General features: G+C 45.8%; 14 protein-coding genes and 1 riboswitch. Of the genes, 5 read left to right on the top strand and 9 right to left on the bottom strand.

Translation table 11 applies throughout. The annotated features are described in order from the left end of the window. Positions 1-392: 392 nt before the first annotated feature. From thrS to PTQ21_RS14370, 3 genes are all read right to left on the bottom strand, one after another. Positions 393-2,330 (bottom strand): threonine--tRNA ligase, encoded by a 1,938-nt coding sequence (gene thrS, locus PTQ21_RS14380; RefSeq protein ID WP_063564234.1) that lies wholly within the window; start codon positions 2,328-2,330, stop codon positions 393-395. A 5-nt stretch (positions 2,331-2,335) separates the two neighbouring features. Then, a complete protein-coding gene (locus PTQ21_RS14375) occupies positions 2,336-2,563 on the bottom strand; it encodes a hypothetical protein (RefSeq protein ID WP_063564233.1) in 228 nt (75 codons plus the stop codon). Between the two features lie 196 nt (positions 2,564-2,759). Next, complete coding sequence (locus PTQ21_RS14370) at positions 2,760-3,704, bottom strand: putative sporulation protein YtxC (RefSeq protein WP_064639434.1); 945 nt, start codon at positions 3,702-3,704, stop codon at positions 2,760-2,762. 180 nt (positions 3,705-3,884) lie between these two features. On the opposite strand from PTQ21_RS14370, the gene PTQ21_RS14365 reads away from it, so the two are divergent. The 4 genes from PTQ21_RS14365 (at position 3,885) to PTQ21_RS14350 (ending at position 7,359) form a co-directional block, all read left to right on the top strand. Then, on the top strand, positions 3,885-4,289 hold the full coding sequence (locus PTQ21_RS14365) for a hypothetical protein (RefSeq protein WP_063564231.1): 405 nt from the start codon (positions 3,885-3,887) through the stop codon (positions 4,287-4,289). 312 nt (positions 4,290-4,601) lie between these two features. Beyond that, positions 4,602-5,096, top strand: a complete 495-nt coding sequence (locus PTQ21_RS14360; RefSeq protein WP_053780467.1) for a cation:proton antiporter regulatory subunit — start codon at positions 4,602-4,604, stop codon at positions 5,094-5,096. A gap of 4 nt (positions 5,097-5,100) precedes the next feature. Further along, complete coding sequence (locus PTQ21_RS14355; protein ID WP_063564230.1) at positions 5,101-6,339, top strand: cation:proton antiporter; 1,239 nt, start codon at positions 5,101-5,103, stop codon at positions 6,337-6,339. Positions 6,340-6,453: 114 nt separating this feature from the next. Next, positions 6,454-7,359, top strand: a complete 906-nt coding sequence (locus PTQ21_RS14350) for a YitT family protein (RefSeq protein WP_063564229.1) — start codon at positions 6,454-6,456, stop codon at positions 7,357-7,359. A gap of 278 nt (positions 7,360-7,637) precedes the next feature. Here PTQ21_RS14350 and PTQ21_RS14345 read toward each other — a convergent pair whose 3' ends face one another. From PTQ21_RS14345 to metA, 6 genes are all read right to left on the bottom strand, one after another. After that, positions 7,638-8,651, bottom strand: coding sequence for a zinc-binding alcohol dehydrogenase family protein (locus PTQ21_RS14345; RefSeq protein ID WP_274570317.1), 1,014 nt, complete (start codon positions 8,649-8,651; stop codon positions 7,638-7,640). Then, a complete protein-coding gene (locus PTQ21_RS14340; protein ID WP_274570316.1) occupies positions 8,648-9,625 on the bottom strand; it encodes an aldo/keto reductase in 978 nt (325 codons plus the stop codon). The genes PTQ21_RS14345 and PTQ21_RS14340 overlap by 4 nt, the downstream gene beginning before the upstream one ends. Before the next feature lie 251 nt (positions 9,626-9,876). Continuing rightward, entirely contained in the window at positions 9,877-11,013 is a 1,137-nt protein-coding gene (gene mqnC, locus PTQ21_RS14335) for a cyclic dehypoxanthinyl futalosine synthase (RefSeq protein WP_063564227.1), read from the bottom strand. A 244-nt stretch (positions 11,014-11,257) separates the two neighbouring features. After that, positions 11,258-12,451, bottom strand: coding sequence for a trans-sulfuration enzyme family protein (locus tag PTQ21_RS14330; protein ID WP_274570315.1), 1,194 nt, complete (start codon positions 12,449-12,451; stop codon positions 11,258-11,260). Further along, positions 12,444-13,631, bottom strand: a complete 1,188-nt coding sequence (locus PTQ21_RS14325; protein ID WP_274570314.1) for an aminotransferase class I/II-fold pyridoxal phosphate-dependent enzyme — start codon at positions 13,629-13,631, stop codon at positions 12,444-12,446. The genes PTQ21_RS14330 and PTQ21_RS14325 overlap by 8 nt, the downstream gene beginning before the upstream one ends. A gap of 24 nt (positions 13,632-13,655) precedes the next feature. Next, positions 13,656-14,573: a homoserine O-acetyltransferase MetA gene (gene metA / locus PTQ21_RS14320; protein WP_063564335.1), complete on the bottom strand. Its 918-nt coding sequence runs from the start codon at positions 14,571-14,573 to the stop codon at positions 13,656-13,658. 234 nt (positions 14,574-14,807) lie between these two features. Next, a riboswitch (SAM riboswitch) is annotated at positions 14,808-14,932 on the bottom strand. A 453-nt stretch (positions 14,933-15,385) separates the two neighbouring features. Here metA and corA point away from each other — a divergent pair. After that, positions 15,386-16,321, top strand: a complete 936-nt coding sequence (corA, locus tag PTQ21_RS14315; protein WP_053780458.1) for a magnesium/cobalt transporter CorA — start codon at positions 15,386-15,388, stop codon at positions 16,319-16,321. The last annotated feature ends 51 nt before the right edge of the window (positions 16,322-16,372 follow it).

Below are 16,372 nucleotides of genomic sequence, written 5' to 3'. Positions count from 1 at the left end.
GCTGTATTCATAAACTGCCGTTTCAGAATGTACGCCTTCAAGCTCTCCTGAAGTTTCGCTGTGCTGATTCTCCACATACATGACTTCATTTTCCTCTTCGAAGGTATATGCTTCTACCTGATTCCAGCCCAAGACTACTCCGGCGAACATTACACAACAAGAGATGATGAACCTTATGTTTTTCTTTTGAATTAAGAATTGCTTTTTCATTATAGAACCTCCCCCTTACTGCAAAGGTTTTCCAAAATGAAAAAATTCTATACTTTTCACCTATTAAGGCTTTTAAACCGGATGTCAGAAAACCAGAAAACAACAAAAAAAACCGTCTGAACCCTTGGATTTACTCCAATATGATTCAAACGGTTTTCTATTATAGAACCCACAATTCAGGATTACACCAGTCTTGTTGCAATCTCTTCTTTGAGCTGGGCTACAATTTCGTCCACAGGTTTCATGCCGAGGTCGCCTTCTCCACGTTTCCGCACAGATACACCCTCTGCATTACGTTCATTTTCACCAACGACGAACATGTAAGGCATTTTCTCAAGCTGTGCTTCACGAATTTTATAACCAAGCTTCTCGTTACGCAGATCCGCTTCAGCAGAGATGCCTGCACGTTTCAGTTTCGCTTCCACTTCACGTGCGTAGTCGTCGAAGTTGCCGGATACAGGAATAACCTTCGCCTGTACAGGAGACAACCACAGTGGCAGAGCCCCTGCAAAGTTCTCCAGCAAGAATGCAGTGAAACGCTCCATCGTACTGATTACACCGCGGTGGATAACGACCGGACGATGTTTCTGCCCATCATCTCCCACATATTCAAGCTCAAACCGCTCTGGTAAGAGGAAGTCCAATTGAACGGTAGACAATGTCTCTTCTTTGCCCAGTGCTGTCTTGATCTGAACATCCAGTTTTGGACCATAGAATGCCGCTTCGCCTTCTGCTTCATAGAATGGAAGGTTGAGTTCTTCCACAACTTCACGGAGCATGCGTTGGGACATTTCCCACATCTCGTCATTCTGGAAGTATTTCTCGGTATCCTGAGGATCGCGGTAGGACAGACGGAAACGATATTCGTGAATGCCGAAATCTTTATAAACCGTTTGAATCAGCTCAATAACACGAGCGAACTCTTCCTTGATCTGATCCGGGCGTGCGAATATATGAGAATCGTTCAGCGTCATCGCACGTACACGGTGCAGACCTGTCAACGCGCCCGACATTTCGTAACGATGCATCATGCCAAGCTCGGCAATCCGGATCGGCAGATCACGGTAGCTGTGCATGCTGGACTTGTACACCATCATGTGGTGAGGACAGTTCATCGGACGAAGAACAAGTTCTTCATTGTCCATAACCATTTTCGGGAACATGTCATCCTGATAGTGCTCCCAGTGACCTGATGTTTTGTACAATTCAACATTACCCAGCACCGGTGTGTACACATGCTGATATCCGAGGCTCTCTTCCAAATCCACGATATAACGCTCCAACGTCCGGCGCAGCTTGGCACCATTAGGCAACCAGATTGGCAGACCTTGTCCAACCAGTTGGGAGAATGTGAAGATTTCGAGTTCCTTACCCAGTTTACGGTGATCCCGTTTACGAGCTTCTTCCAGGAAGTGCAAATGCTCATCAAGCTGTGCTTTTTTCACAAAAGCTGTACCGTAAATACGTTGCAGCATTTTGTTTTTGCTGTCTCCACGCCAGTAAGCACCGGCAACATTCATCAGTTTGAATACTTTGATTTTGCTGGTGGATGGTACGTGTGGTCCACGACACAAGTCGAAGAATTCACCTTGCTCATAAATAGTGATAACACTGTCTTCTGGTAAGTCACGAATCAATTCGAGCTTGTAAGGATCGCCCACTTCTCCGAAGATTTTGATCGCTTCCTCGCGGCTAACTTCCTTACGTACAATCGGCAAGTTCTCATTAACAATACGTTCCATTTCCTTCTCGATCTTTTGCAGATCTTCGGGATTGAGAGGTTGTTCCAGATCCATATCATAGTAGAAACCATCTTCAATGACAGGACCAACGCCGAGATGTACCTCTTTGTTTCCATATAAACGCTTCACAGCTTGAGCGAGCAAGTGAGCTGTACTATGACGCATCACTTCCAGGCCTTCTGGTGAATCCAGTGTTACGATCTCCACCAATGCTCCCTCATGAAGTGTTGTGGACAAGTCCACCACGATTCCATCCAGTTTGCCGGCTACGGCATTTTTGCGAAGTCCGCTGCTGATCGAAGCGGCCACATCTTCAATGCTGCTTCCGTCGGCATACTCACGAACCGAACCATCGGGTAGTTTAATGTTAACTGCCATTTGTCTCATTCCTCCTGTAAATTCAACCTCTGTCCATACATGATCATGGATGGATAATCTATTGCTGTTCCTGCAATTTTTGCAAAGGAACGCAAAAAACACCCGTCCCGGCAAAGGGACGAGTGTTGTATACTCTCGTGGTTCCACCCTAATTCAGCTGCTTCATCCGTATTGGAAGTACAGCCCTCATTGGCATGACGGTAACGGGCATGACCCGGCATATCCTTACTCATGGATGACTACCTGTATTATAGAGGCAATATTTATATCCATTTTCAAAACTGCAGCTACAAAGGGGTAAACCAAACGTGGCATCCGGAGGAAATTTCAGCCTAGTTCCCTCTCTCTGCACTGACCGTGCGTATGGTTCTTGTCTTTGTCAACGCTTTTGTTTATTGTTCCATAACAACCTCAAATAAATATCATGGATCAACAGTTATTATAATTGCCGATATCACTTGCGTCAAGACCTGTCAACAATCCGGAGCGCAGCACTTCACACTCAGGGCAATGATGGCATAATTGCACCTTGTCTTCAAAGATCTGACGGATCGTAGAGATGATAGGCAGATCTGGAGTGCGTGTATGCAGCATGACCTTTTCAGGCGAGATGGAGATCAGCGTACTCACGATCATGTCTTCGATATCCATTTCCAATTCAAGTCCAGGCATCTCTACAACGACCTGTTCATCCTTTTGTACGGGCAGCACATTAAGCGCAGCATCCAATACTTGAAATTCATGCAAACCTTTGTGTATCAAATGTACAAGAGGTACTTTCGCCTCCTGAAAGAACACAAAATATTTGAGTAGCCCCATAAACTCTTCATATTGACGATCCATCCAGAATTCATCCAGCGCATATTCTACCAGCTCATGAAGTTCCTGCTTATATGGCCGAATCCGGAAATTTAGAATGCCTTCAAGATGAAAAAAATGCACCTCTTCCAAATCCTGCTTCAATCCATTGGCCAAAGTGGTACGGCGACGCTCTCGCAGGCCTGGCTGATCCAAGTCCCCATTAAATAATAAAGGCATGCATATCCGATTTACCTTCTCCACCTCATGTTCATCCATGACTGAGCAGGCCTTTGAGATCATCTCTTCCACCATAATACGTTCACGTGTATCCATGATGTAATCTGCAAGTCCAGTGGCAAGCAAATCACTGATCTGAGGCAGCCACTGCTGGAAGTCAGCGTGATTCTCATTGCCTCTGCATACCCAGGCCGCTCTTCCGTCATTATGTTTGAAGGTGAGCCGAAATCCTCTTTTGCTTATATGTAAACCTTTGGTTTTTTCCTTCACACAACGATAAAATTGATCCGCTTCCTCCTGCCCTGATACATCGGTCCATACGGCGAACAGTTCCATAAGAATCACTCCTTTCCTTCCTGTTCAAAGTATATGGCAAGGCTGATAGGGATATACGAAGCGGATTGATGGAAAGCGTGTCATGATTTCTCAGTATATTATCAATCTGTTTGGAGTTAAGACAAAAATGTGTTATTATTTTTATAACAGTATGTTTCACGGAAAAGGGGGGAAGCCAAAATGAGACAACAACCAAGAATACTCCGTTACGCTTTTATTATCATTTTGTGCGTATTCCAAGCGTTGTCCTTCCCTATTCCGATGCAGTCGGAATCCGCTGTCGAGGTAACCGTTGAGACGACTTCCAACAAGGAAGTGCTTGTCCACACATTGGAGTCTCAGCAGAAACCTGCCATTCGCAAATACCCACAAGTCATGTCGAAGTTGATTGCGGTCACGCATAACAAACCTGTCTTTCTTGTGCTCGCTTTGTTGCTAATGCTGCGAATTCCTACACCGCGTCTACCCTTTAAACCGTTGATTTGTCTGTTTAAACGCAGATTATTTCTGCTACCCATCAAATTCACCAGTATGTATGTATCTCCCACCCCTATAGCACCAAAATACGTGAACGCTCTTAACTAGCCTTTACATCGTATTTTAGGTTGCTTTGCATGGAGACACCTCTGTCTGATAGACGGTGTGCTTGTGCATAACTTTTAACCCTTTTAGCAAATGTTAGATATCGATCAGCCTCATTGGCAACACCTATTTGTTAGCAACTATTTTGTTATCCCCATTTTCATTAAAAATTCACAACACAAGGCTGTGTGTCAGGAGTCCCTGGCTCTGTTTACCCGCATCATTTAATGTTCCTAAGTGCAGCTGTTCATTCTATTTTCGGGAAATAAGCCTGTCTTCTGTGGCCAGCCCTCAATTTAAGGAGGCATACTATCCATGGATGTACGCGAAACAGATTTGCCGGGAATCGGCAAGAAATTTCAGATTGAAACGAGCAGTGGAGATAAAATTATTGTCATTATTCACGATGACGGTCGCCGGGAAATGTACCATTTTGAGTACGATGATCCAGACCAAAGCATCTCCATGATTACACTTGATGACTATGAAGCAAGACAGATTGCTGCCATCGTTGGTGGATTGACCTATAAACCAAAGCAGCTTGAAAATATTGAAGTAACGTTTGACGATCTGATTATTGAATGGTACAAAATCGAGCCATCCTACGGATGTATCGGTAAATCTATTGGTGAACTGGACGTACGTCAAAACTCAGGGGCAACGGTTATTGCCGTTGTAGAGAAGAATCACAAAAAACATATCAGCCCCGGTCCGGAGGTCGTGATTAGTGCAGAGTCCACGGTAGTAGCCGTTGGCGAACGCAATCAGCAGAAACTGTTTAAATCCCTCCTCCTGACTGGAAGGGGGTAAATAGATGGATCATTTGATATTCGAAGTAGGTCTGGCCCTTGTGCTCATTGCGGCAGCCGGCCTTTTATCGGCAAAACTAAGATTTTCGGTCGTTCCGTTTTATATTCTGATCGGGATGGCTGTTGGGCCACATGCTATGAAAATCTGGCATCTGGACTTCCGTTTCATTGAAAGTCAGCCGTTTATTGAGTTTATGGGCCGCATTGGTATTCTCTTCCTGCTCTTCTATCTAGGGCTGGAATTCTCGGTTGGTCGTTTGATCAAATCGGGTAAATCCATTGCAGTCGGCGGGTCTATCTATATTGGGATTAACTTCACGCTGGGATTAATATTCGGTTTTATGTCCGGTTTCCCAGTTGCAGAAGCACTTATTATCGCAGGTATAACTACCATCTCTTCCAGTGCCATCGTGGCCAAGGTACTCGTGGATTTGAAACGAACGGCCAATCCTGAAACAGAGATGATATTGGGTATTATTATGTTCGAAGATGTATTCCTCGCTGTATATATCTCGATCTTGTCCGGACTTGTGCTTAGTGATTCATCCTCCATCGGAGGCGTCATCATGTCCGCACTTATTGCTCTCGGATTCATGCTTATCGTGATTATCCTTGGACGCAAAGCAACACCGCTACTAAACAAATTGCTTAAAATTCGATCGAATGAGCTATTCTCTCTCGTTGTATTCGGAGCCTTGTTCCTGGTAGCCGGCTTCTCTGAAACCATTCATGTTGCCGAAGCGATTGGTGCATTACTGGTTGGTCTGGTGCTTGCTGAAACAGAACACGCGAAACGGATTGAGCACTTGATTCTACCGTTCCGTGACTTCTTCGGAGCAATCTTCTTCTTCAGCTTTGGATTGTCCATTGATCCGTTGTCTTTGGGTGGCGAAGCCGTATGGTTAGCTCTGATTGCAGTTGTTATTACATTGTTCGGTAACTTCCTGGCAGGTATGATGGCCGGACGCAGTGCAGGACTATCGCCCAAAGCATCGGCGAATATTGGATTAACCATTGTGTCACGGGGTGAATTTTCCATCATCTTGGCCAACATGGGTAAAGCCGGAGGACTGTTGCCAATGATTCAACCGTTTGCCGCGCTCTATGTCCTAATTCTGGCCATTCTGGGTCCTTTATTAACCAAAGAGTCCAAACATGTATTCCGTTTATTGGATAAAATATTCAAGTTCAAGGATCCTCGGAAAAAGAAAGAAGAACCAAAGGTTCTACAGAAAGAAGGATAATTCCTTATGTCTGTACAGAACAGACACACTAACGTACTTCGCGGCTCTTATGCCGATCTTTCTGTGACTAACCCAGGGAGAATGGCTCGAAAGCCGCACTAAGGAGGATGACCTATGAAAGCACCTCTGATATCGGCTAATCCGGTGCCACAAACCGCCAAGACCAGATTATCATCTGCCCGTCGCATGTTGAATTTATTGTTTGTAATAGCGGGTGGAATTCTGGCCTCCGTGGGACTTGAATTGTTTCTACATCCCAATAAGATCATTATTGGAGGCATTACAGGTATCTCTTCGTTGTTCGCCCACTGGACCGAAATGAGGATTGGTTTGTTCCTGTTTTTGTTCAACGTTCCGTTTATCTTTCTGTCCTATAGACTCGTGCAAAAGAAATTCGTACTGGTCACTGTTCTGGGTTTGGTTGTCTTTTCGATTGGTGCCATTGTGCTTCATCCCATGCCGCCGCTTGTCGAGCACCCGCTGGCTGCCGCCATGTTTGGGGGATTATGTCTCGGTCTAGGAATCGGTCTAGTCGTGCGGTATGGTGGGACACTGGATACGCTGGAAATCGGTGATCCGTCCTCCCGTCCACCTGAACGTGTATTTAGCGGGAAACGGATGCTTATCGAAAAAATAATCATGCTGCTCAACTTGTTGATTCTAACCGCCGCTGGTGTTGTCTTCGGTTGGGATCAAGCGATGTACTCGGTAATTGCTTATCTCATTGCATATGAAATGGTGTATATTGCATTCCGCGGATTCACAGCTAAGCGCAAAATATGTATTTTAACCACGCAAAGCGCTCAAGTTGAAAAAGCCATCCGTAAACGGCTGCGCCGTGAACCTGGAACATTGGCTGCTTCAACGGATCCAGGGCATCCAGCTGTCGCTGAAGGTTGGATCCAACACGTTCCGGGAGCGCTCTACTATGAGATTCATTTCCTCGAAATGATCTGGCTCAAATCCATTGTGCGTCATATTGATCCACATGCAGGTATTGTGACAAACCCGGAAAAATAATAGCTCATGTAAGTTGAACTAAAGATATTTACACTGACACTACGATGACAGAACAACCTTCCAATCGCTGTTATCCCCAGATTTTTTCGATTCCCTTTTCTGAAGGGAAAAATCCGGGGATAAAGGCGAACGCTTCGCTTATTCAGGTTTTTTCTGTCCTCTTCGTTATCGTGTAATTTTAATTCAACTTACAAAAAACGCTCTCTTCCCCTATGGATGGACAGTATTGTCCAGTAAGGTCAGAGAGCGTTTTTTTCTGTTATCAGACTTACTTGTTATTATAGCTCAACGATGGCTTTGACTACATGTGAATCTGGCAATAACCATTGATCTATTGCAGTAGGTAACTCATCAAATTCCACTCGGTGTGTGATATACCCATCCATGCTTAATTTCTTTTGACGCAAGGTCGACAGGACTTGTTCAAAATCTTCACGGGTTGCGTTTCGACTGCCCAAGATACTCATCTCCCGCTTGTGAAATTCGGGGTCATGAAAGGTAATATCCGCTCTCACCAGTCCCACGAAAATAAGTTGACCACTATGAGCAACATATTGAAGCGCCTCATTCATCGAATTCACGTTACCTGTTGCATCGAAGACAGCTGTAGCATAGTCGCCTCCCGTAATTTCAGCCACTTGTTGTACAGAATGTTCATTGGCCTGTACCAGGTCATCCGCTCCAGCCCAAGTCCGGCTAAGCTCCAGTCTGTCCAGATTACGATCAACGGCAATAACACGCGCCCCCGCCTGTTTGGCAAATGCCATCACACCCAATCCAATGGGGCCAGCTCCAATCACAACCACATGCTCACCATACTTGATTCCCGCTCTTCTGACGGCATGGGCTCCAATGCTTAATGGTTCTACCATTGCCGTCTCATCCAGCGTCAAACCTTCTGCTGAGAGCAGATGTGAGACAGGCACGCTGATTTTTTCTCTCATGCCTCCGTCTACGTGCACACCCATCACCTGCATGGACACACAACAATTCGTTTTCCCTGATCGACAGGCGATACAATGCCCACAATGCAAATACGGAATAATACTAACCTGATCTCCCTTCTTCAGGCCCGCTTCATTCTCCCCGATGTCTTCAATAATCCCTGCAAGCTCATGACCCAATACACGAGGATAGGTGAAAAAAGGCTGATTGCCTCTGTATGCATGCAGATCTGTGCCGCAGATACCAATTCGTCGGATAGTAACCAACGCCTGATTCTCGGTTCTTTCGGGTTCAGCTATGTCTCGCAACGCCAAACGATTTATTTCTTCACATATAACTGCTCTCATTCCTGTTCCCCCTTCGATGATGCTTGTGACTTTATGTTATGTTCAATGTTATATTCAGGACGGCCGCTGGCCCAGCTCTCATTATGAACCGGAGCCAGGATTCGGAGCACCTCCGATAACAGTTCCTGGTCTAATGGTTCCTCAATCCAGGCTGCATTGTTGCGGATATTATGTTCACTTGCACTGCTGACCAGTGTCGTTGGAATCCGTTCATTGGCTGTTGCAAACTGCACGGCAAGCTTCGCAATATCGCTGCCCTGTTCCGCGCAGAACCGCGCCGCTTGCAGGCAGACCTGCTTCACGCGATCATCTGCCGGGTGCCAGGCAGGAGCTCCTCTTGTGCTTAACAAGCCCATAGAAAGAGGCGAAGCATTCACAAGGCCAACTTCTTTATTTTCCAAAAGGGGCAGCAAGGACAGTAGTGAAGTATCATTTAATGCATAATGGCAGTAGGAAATGATAGCGTCAGCATCAATCTGTGGCAACACTGTTTCGAATAACGGCAGCGGTAAGCCACAAATCCCTGCATGGCGAATGACTCCCTGCTCCTTTAGGCGGAGTAAGGTTGGGAAAGCTTCTTCAATAATAATATCGGCCGGGACAAACTCGATGTCATGCAAGAACAGGATGTCGATATAATCGGTATGCAGTCGATCCAGACTCTCTTGTACACTATCATGTATCCGCTTACGCGAAAAATCAAATGCATTCTCCCCATAACGTCCAGCCTTGGTCGACAACGTAAACGAGCTACGTGGCAAACTACGGATGGCTTCTCCAAGCACCGATTCAGCCTTCGTTAATCCATAATAGGGCGAAACATCTATATAGTTCATCCCTGCATCTACAGCGGCGTGAACCGTACGAACACCCTCACCTCGGTCAATATCACGAAATACTGAACCTAGAGAGGATGCTCCAAAGCTCAGTACAGGTACTTCCAATTCCGTCTTCCCAAGTCTTCTTGTTTTCATCGGCCTGCCCCTTCCCAGCATGTCTGCTTACTCACGTGTCCTTTCATTGTAACAGTTGAATTTCAAACTAAAATATCGCCAAATGCGTAATATGTACTGTTTGATGATCTGTGAATAATCGCTTGGTGTGAAGTGAAATTAAAAAGTCCGCCGATTCCCCCTTAAAGAGTAATCAACGGACTTCATATCCAAACTGACTGAATGATTCTTATCCATTCAATTCATCAGCGTGATGTACTATAAAATAAATATTAGTTCTGCATTACAAAATCTTGTTGAATGGCATTATTCTCATCAAACGTCCGCAGGATGTCATATCTTGTGTTACGCTGTGCCGGAATATAACCGGACTCCCGAATCAGTTGCGTAATGGAACCAATGTTGACTTTGTACGTTGCGCCTGCAGCAGATACCACGTTCTCTTCAATCATGGTGCTACCAAAGTCATTGCAGCCAAATTCGAGTGATTTTTTGCCGACTTCAGGTCCCATCGTTACCCATGAGGATTGAATGTTTTTGATGTTGTCCAACACCAGTCGACTGATCGCTACCGTCTTCAGGTACTCTTCTGGCGTCTGACGCTCCAGCTTCAGGTTTGTATTATCCGGTTGGAATGTCCAAGGAATGAACGCCAGAAATCCTTCGGAATCATACTTGTTCGCAATGCACTCATCCTGAGCTTCACGTACACGAAGCAGATGCAGTGCGCGCTCTTCCATCGTTTCACCAAGGCCGATAACCATCGTTGCCGTTGTGTTCATACCGATACGGTGAGCCGTCTGCATAACGTCCATCCAATCGCGCCATGAACCTTTCAAACGGCTGATTTTGCGGCGTGTACGGTCATCCAGGATTTCGGCACCACCACCAGGCAGAGAATCGAGTCCCGCTTCGTGAATTGCACGTACAACCTCTTCCAAAGTAAGACCGTCGGACACTTCAACCATTTTCATAATTTCAGCTGGCGAGAAGGAGTGCATCGTAATATTAGGGAAACGCTCCTTGATCGCTTTGAGCAGGTCAGTGTAATAGCTAAACGGCAGATTCGGATTCGTTCCGCCTTGCATCAAAATCTCGGTACCATTTACGTCTTCGGTTTCTTGAATCTTCTGGAAGATGACTTCATCGGGAAGTACATATCCTTCGTCAGAGCCAGGTCTGCGGTAGAAAGCACAAAAACGGCAGTACACATCACACACGTTCGTGTAGTTGACGTTACGCCCAATTACAAATGTTCTGTATGGTTCGGGGTGCATGCGTTTTACAATCACATTGGCGGCGGCCCCGATTTTGTCTACTTCATTTGATTCAAACAGCTGAATCGTGTCTTCCAAGTCCAAACGTTCGCCCCGAAGGGCTTTATCTAAGATACGGTCTACCGTACTCATCGTAAAAAAGCCTCCCTCATGAAGAGAAAATATAATCACGATCCGTCCCAACTTGCTCATATAGATGAAAGTTTTGGTGGCAACATCGCATTTCTGTACTCCACATATCGTAACACAGGTTACATGTGAAAAAAAGCACCTTATGAGAAGGTGCTTTAAAAATTAATAAAAATGTTTACATATGCTATCTATTTCATTTCTTTTTCAGCGGGCTCTAACACCCGTGTTTCAATACTGTTCGATCCTACGAGTCCTGAAGTGCCTGATCCAGATCTGCAATCAGGTCATCGATGTCTTCCAGACCAACCGAGAAGCGCAGTAATCCGTCAGTTATACCCCGATCACGGCGAACCTCAGCCGGCATAGCCGCATGAGACATCATCGCAGGATAAGACAAGATACTTTCAACCGCACCCAAACTCACGGCAACAATTGGCAATTTCACACGATTAAGTACAGCCTTGGCCCGATCGCCTGAACCTACGTCAAACGACACGACAGCGCCGTATCCGCTTGACTGACGTTCATGAGCTTCACGGCCGGGATGATCCAGCAGTCCCGGATAAAATACAGCCGTAATATCACTGCGTCCACTAAGCCAAGCAGCCAGCTTCGCTGTGCTCTGTTCACTGTGTGCCATGCGCGCACCCAAGGTTTTCATACCACGCATCAGCAGCCAGGATTCCTGAGCCCCGAGCACGGTTCCAAGTCCATTCTGCAATTGTTTTAGCTGTGTACCCAATGAATCCGTACGAGCAACGGCTAAACCTGCCAGTACATCACTGTGTCCGCCAAGGAACTTGGTCGCACTATGTACGACAATATCTACCCCGAGCTCGATCGGCCGTTGGTAATAAGGCGTCATGAAGGTGTTATCGAGAATGGAGATTAACCCATGTTCCTGTGCCCAGGAGGTGACCGCAGCAATATCCGTGATCCGAAGTGTCGGGTTGGATGGTGTTTCCATATAGACTGCCTTCGTATTCGGTTTGAGCGCTGCCTTCACTTCATCAATATTGGTCATATCCACAAAGGTAGTCTCAATCTGCATCCGGCTCAGAATGGAAGTAAGCAGTCGATACGTTCCTCCATATACATCTTCCGTCACAATCATGTGATCGCCTGCCGAGAACATCATGAACACACTGGAGATGGCAGCCATGCCTGAGGAATAGGCAAATCCTCGTGCCCCACCCTCCAATAATGTAATGTAATCCTCCAATGCCTGACGAGTCGGGTTACCGGAACGACTATAATCATGTTGAGGTGGATTAAAAATATCAAAATGATGGAATGTGGAGGCCTGGTAAATTGGCACACTGGAAGCCCCGGTGGTTTTATCAATTTCGTCACCGAAATGCAGCAGCTTGGTATCGAACTTCAGGTCGGAATGAACATTCCGTTCATGATTGTTGGCATTATTGTTTTGCTCACTCATGATGCGTTCCCCCTTCTATCTCCTGCTGTGCAGCTTTGAGTGCATTGCCCAGATCAGCAATCAGATCTTCGGCGTGTTCGATCCCTACAGAGAAGCGCAACAGACGGTCATCTACACCTACCGCGTCACGAATTTCAATCGGAATATCCGCATGGGTCTGTACCGCAGGATAAGTCATCAATGACTCTACACCCCCGAGGCTTTCCGCAAAAGCAATCAGTTTGATGTGACGAAGCAACGGTTCAACATAACGAGCATCCTTTACTTTGAAAGAGAAAATGCCTGTATTTCCACTGGATTGTTTATTCTGTATTTCAAATCCGGGATGATCCGACAAACCAGGATGATACACTTCATTAACGGCTGGGTGCTCCAAAAGGTACTTGGCAATCGTCAAAGCATTATACTCATGCCGCTCCATGCGAAGAGCGAGTGTCTTCATGCCTTTCATCAGCTGATAGGAGTCGCTTGGAGACAACACTGCTCCAATAGAATTGTGCAGGAATGCCATTTCGGCCGACAATTCTTCCCCTTTGGTAATAATTAATCCGGCAAGTACATCATTATGACCACCCAGATACTTCGTGGCACTATGGATAATGATATCAGCACCGAGTTCAATTGGACGCTGGAAGAACGGAGTCAGTAGTGTATTATCCACAATGGTCAGCAAGTTATGGCTCTTGGCCCAGGAGCATACCGCTTCCACATCCGTAATCATCATTAGTGGATTGGTTGGTGTCTCAATAAATACCGCTTTTGTATTCGGCTGACGAATACTTTCCAGAGCTGCCAGGTCATTGGTATCTACGTAACTTGCCGTCACACCAAATCGAGACAGGATGCGTTCAAGCAAACGATACGTTCCGCCGTACAGATCCAGCGATACAATCAGATGATCCCCTTGTCCAAATAAAGCGAAAATCGTTTGCAAAGCAGCCATGCCGGAGCTACAGGCAAAACCTGCATCACCGGATTCCAACGCTGCCGCTGCTTCTTCCAACACTTTACGGGTTGGATTTGTCGTACGAATATAATCAAATCCCGTGCTTTGTCCAAGCTTTGGGTGGCGAAACGCAGTGGATTGATAGATCGGAAAATTAATGGCGCCCGTTACCGGTTCATTGATAGACCCAATTTGGGCCAATCGACTTTCGATTTTCAACTTATTGTCTTCCATTGCAGCATCCTCCTGTAATGTCGATTAGATTTGCGGACCAATATCGTAAGGTGTCTCTTGATACACATAGTAATTGAGCCAATTAGAGAATAATAAGTTTGCATGTGCCCGCCAAGTGGCCGGGGGAACACGGGAAGGATCGTCATTCGGGAAATAATGTCTAGGCAGCGCAATGTCCATGCCTTTAGCTGCATCACGGTCATATTCCCATTTCAATGAAAGAGGGTCATACTCAGCATGTCCGGTTGCAAAAATCTGTTTGCCGTCTTTGGTAGCAACCAGGAAAATACCCGCTTCCTCAGATTCAGCCAATATTTCAAGGTTTTCATTTTTTTCAATATCTTCACGCCGCACTTCCGTATGGCGGGAATGCGGGACGTTGAATACTTCATCAAATCCGCGCAGCAGCTGCACATTGGATCTGTTGATCGTATGTGAGAATACGCCAAAACATTTTTCATCCAATGGAACTTTGGGAACTCCAAAATGATGGTATAAACCCGCTTGGGAAGCCCAACATATATGCATGGTCGAAGTCACATTGGTTTTGGTCCATTCGAAGATCTCCTGGATTTCTTTCCAATAGTTCACGTCTTCAAAGTCCATTTGCTCTACAGGAGCGCCTGTAATGATCATGCCGTCAAAACGGCGGTGTTCAATCTCATCAAAGGTTTTGTAGAACAAGTCCAAATATTCCTGGGAAGTATTCTTGGACGTATGAGACTTCGGATGAACCAGAACGATATCTACCTGAATGGGTGTGTTACCCACCAGACGAAGCAATTGTGTTTCTGTCGTTTCCTTTGTGGGCATCAGGTTTAATATAGCGATACGTAGTGGACGAATGTCCTGCTGGTAAGCAGATGTCTCGTCCATGACAAAGATGTTCTCTCCTGCAAGTACTTCCTTGGCAGGCAGTGTGTCTGGAATTTTGATTGGCATGGTGTTTCTAACTCCTCCTTGTGCATAAATAGATGCAGCCACTGCGGATTCGATACGATTCGCATCCGTACAGTTATAGGCTGCCATGAGCTTGCCTGCAGGCGCTGAATTGCAACCACATTGCTGGCGGCAAGCTCAAGTTCCTTAGCGAAAATCACTGCTGAGAAGTCGGTGCATATAACAAAGACCTTCCTCGGATTCCGAGAAAGGTCATATGTAAATAGATATGCGCCTCTCTCATCTCTCAGTTACAACAGTGTCACTTGGACACTTGGTCGCTGCAAGAATTAGCACCGTGCGGTATACCGCCGGTTGCCGGGTTTCATCGGGCCAGTCCCTCCACCTACTCTTGATAAGATTTCGCTTTATTCAATTGTAAATACTAGTGTGGTTCACCTTTTACTTTAAGACATTAATCCCCTCACGTCAAGGTGTAGTTCAATGTCTGTTCCTCAGGATCGGAACCGTTCATCATCCGTTGTCATACACTGCTCCAGGGCGCGAAATCGACACATTTTTGCGCTTGAAAGGACCCTGTACCAGCGGTATACTAGACAAGTGTTATAAACCCTTATGTGAGAGGTGACATATTCAATGGATGGCGACCCGAGGCCTGACTGGCAGCCGAATTCCGACAAACTGCATAGAGAATTGATATCAGCATGCCGGCAGCGGGACGTTACTTCCGTTTGATTATAGAGCGAACGCAGTCCTGACTTCCAGGCTCCGCTGCCGACCGGCTGATCTGTTCTTTTTGCGCCCATATTGATGAAATCCGCCCATTTGGCGGGTGCAGAAGGAGTAGATGAATAATGAAAATCCGGTTGGTAAATAACGGTGTATTTATTCCGGTGGACGACATTCAGCAGGCGCTGACTCCACCAGCGGAGGGGTTTTACTGGATTGATGCGGACGTAGACGATTTGGCGGTACTTCAACCGCTGTTCATGATGCATGATCTGGCCGTGGAAGACTGTTTGAGTGATGAAGAACAACGTCCGAAGATTGAAATTTATGAGAGCCATTATTTTATTGTTATTAATAGCATTCGTTTTGATGATGAAGAGATTTTTTTACGTGCCGTCAACTTGTTCCTTGGCAGACACTTTATTATCAGTGTGACCAAACAGAAAGTCAGCGAATTGCGGACATTGAAACCGATTCTTTGGGAGCAGGAAATCAGTACGCCGGATAAGCTGCTGTACCTGTTGGTTGACTTAATTGTTGATAATTACTTTACCGTCGGTGACCGAATTGAAGCGCGTATCGAGAAGCTAGAAGAAGACATTCTGATGCATACCAAAAAGTCTCATCTGAATGAGATTATCGGGCTGCGCAGTGAGATTCTGTGGCTGAAGAAAGTGCTTGGACCTCAGAAAGAGGTCATTAACACACTCAATAAAAAAGATCTGCGTCTTATTGATGATCAACTGCAAAAGTATTTCAGTGACATTTATGAGAATGCTGTGAAAATATCCGAAACCTTTGAGACTTATCGCGACCTGATGGGGAACTTACGAGAAGCTTACCAATCCAGTATCGCCAACCGGGCGAATGAAATCATGCGTGTGTTCACCGCCATTACCACGGTGTTCATGCCGCTGACCGTTATCACTGGCATCTATGGGATGAACTTCACGAACATGCCTGAGTTGGACTGGAAATATGGTTATTTCGTGGTTATTGGCCTAATGGTTACACTGGGCCTGAGCATGTTCTTTATTTTCCGCAAAAAAGATTGGGTTTGAAATAGCAAAAGACGAAGCGCTCCACATTTGGAGACGCTTCGTCTTTTTTTA

This window comes from Paenibacillus marchantiae, assembly GCF_028771845.1.
Classification (GTDB): domain Bacteria; phylum Bacillota; class Bacilli; order Paenibacillales; family Paenibacillaceae; genus Paenibacillus; species Paenibacillus marchantiae.
Note: the sequence above shows the minus strand (reverse complement) of the source record. Positions and strands in the feature narration are given on the sequence as shown.

Coding starts and splice junctions, on each gene's coding strand:
- thrS (WP_063564234.1), bottom strand. CDS start 2,330: ATGGCAGTTAACATTAAACTACCCGATGGTTCGGTTCGTGAGTATGCC.
- PTQ21_RS14375 (WP_063564233.1), bottom strand. CDS start 2,563: ATGAGTAAGGATATGCCGGGTCATGCCCGTTACCGTCATGCCAATGAG.
- PTQ21_RS14370 (WP_064639434.1), bottom strand. CDS start 3,704: ATGGAACTGTTCGCCGTATGGACCGATGTATCAGGGCAGGAGGAAGCG.
- PTQ21_RS14365 (WP_063564231.1), top strand. CDS start 3,885: ATGAGACAACAACCAAGAATACTCCGTTACGCTTTTATTATCATTTTG.
- PTQ21_RS14360 (WP_053780467.1), top strand. CDS start 4,602: ATGGATGTACGCGAAACAGATTTGCCGGGAATCGGCAAGAAATTTCAG.
- PTQ21_RS14355 (WP_063564230.1), top strand. CDS start 5,101: ATGGATCATTTGATATTCGAAGTAGGTCTGGCCCTTGTGCTCATTGCG.
- PTQ21_RS14350 (WP_063564229.1), top strand. CDS start 6,454: ATGAAAGCACCTCTGATATCGGCTAATCCGGTGCCACAAACCGCCAAG.
- PTQ21_RS14345 (WP_274570317.1), bottom strand. CDS start 8,651: ATGAGAGCAGTTATATGTGAAGAAATAAATCGTTTGGCGTTGCGAGAC.
- PTQ21_RS14340 (WP_274570316.1), bottom strand. CDS start 9,625: ATGAAAACAAGAAGACTTGGGAAGACGGAATTGGAAGTACCTGTACTG.
- mqnC (WP_063564227.1), bottom strand. CDS start 11,013: ATGAGTACGGTAGACCGTATCTTAGATAAAGCCCTTCGGGGCGAACGT.
- PTQ21_RS14330 (WP_274570315.1), bottom strand. CDS start 12,451: ATGAGTGAGCAAAACAATAATGCCAACAATCATGAACGGAATGTTCAT.
- PTQ21_RS14325 (WP_274570314.1), bottom strand. CDS start 13,631: ATGGAAGACAATAAGTTGAAAATCGAAAGTCGATTGGCCCAAATTGGG.
- metA (WP_063564335.1), bottom strand. CDS start 14,573: ATGCCAATCAAAATTCCAGACACACTGCCTGCCAAGGAAGTACTTGCA.
- corA (WP_053780458.1), top strand. CDS start 15,386: ATGAAAATCCGGTTGGTAAATAACGGTGTATTTATTCCGGTGGACGAC.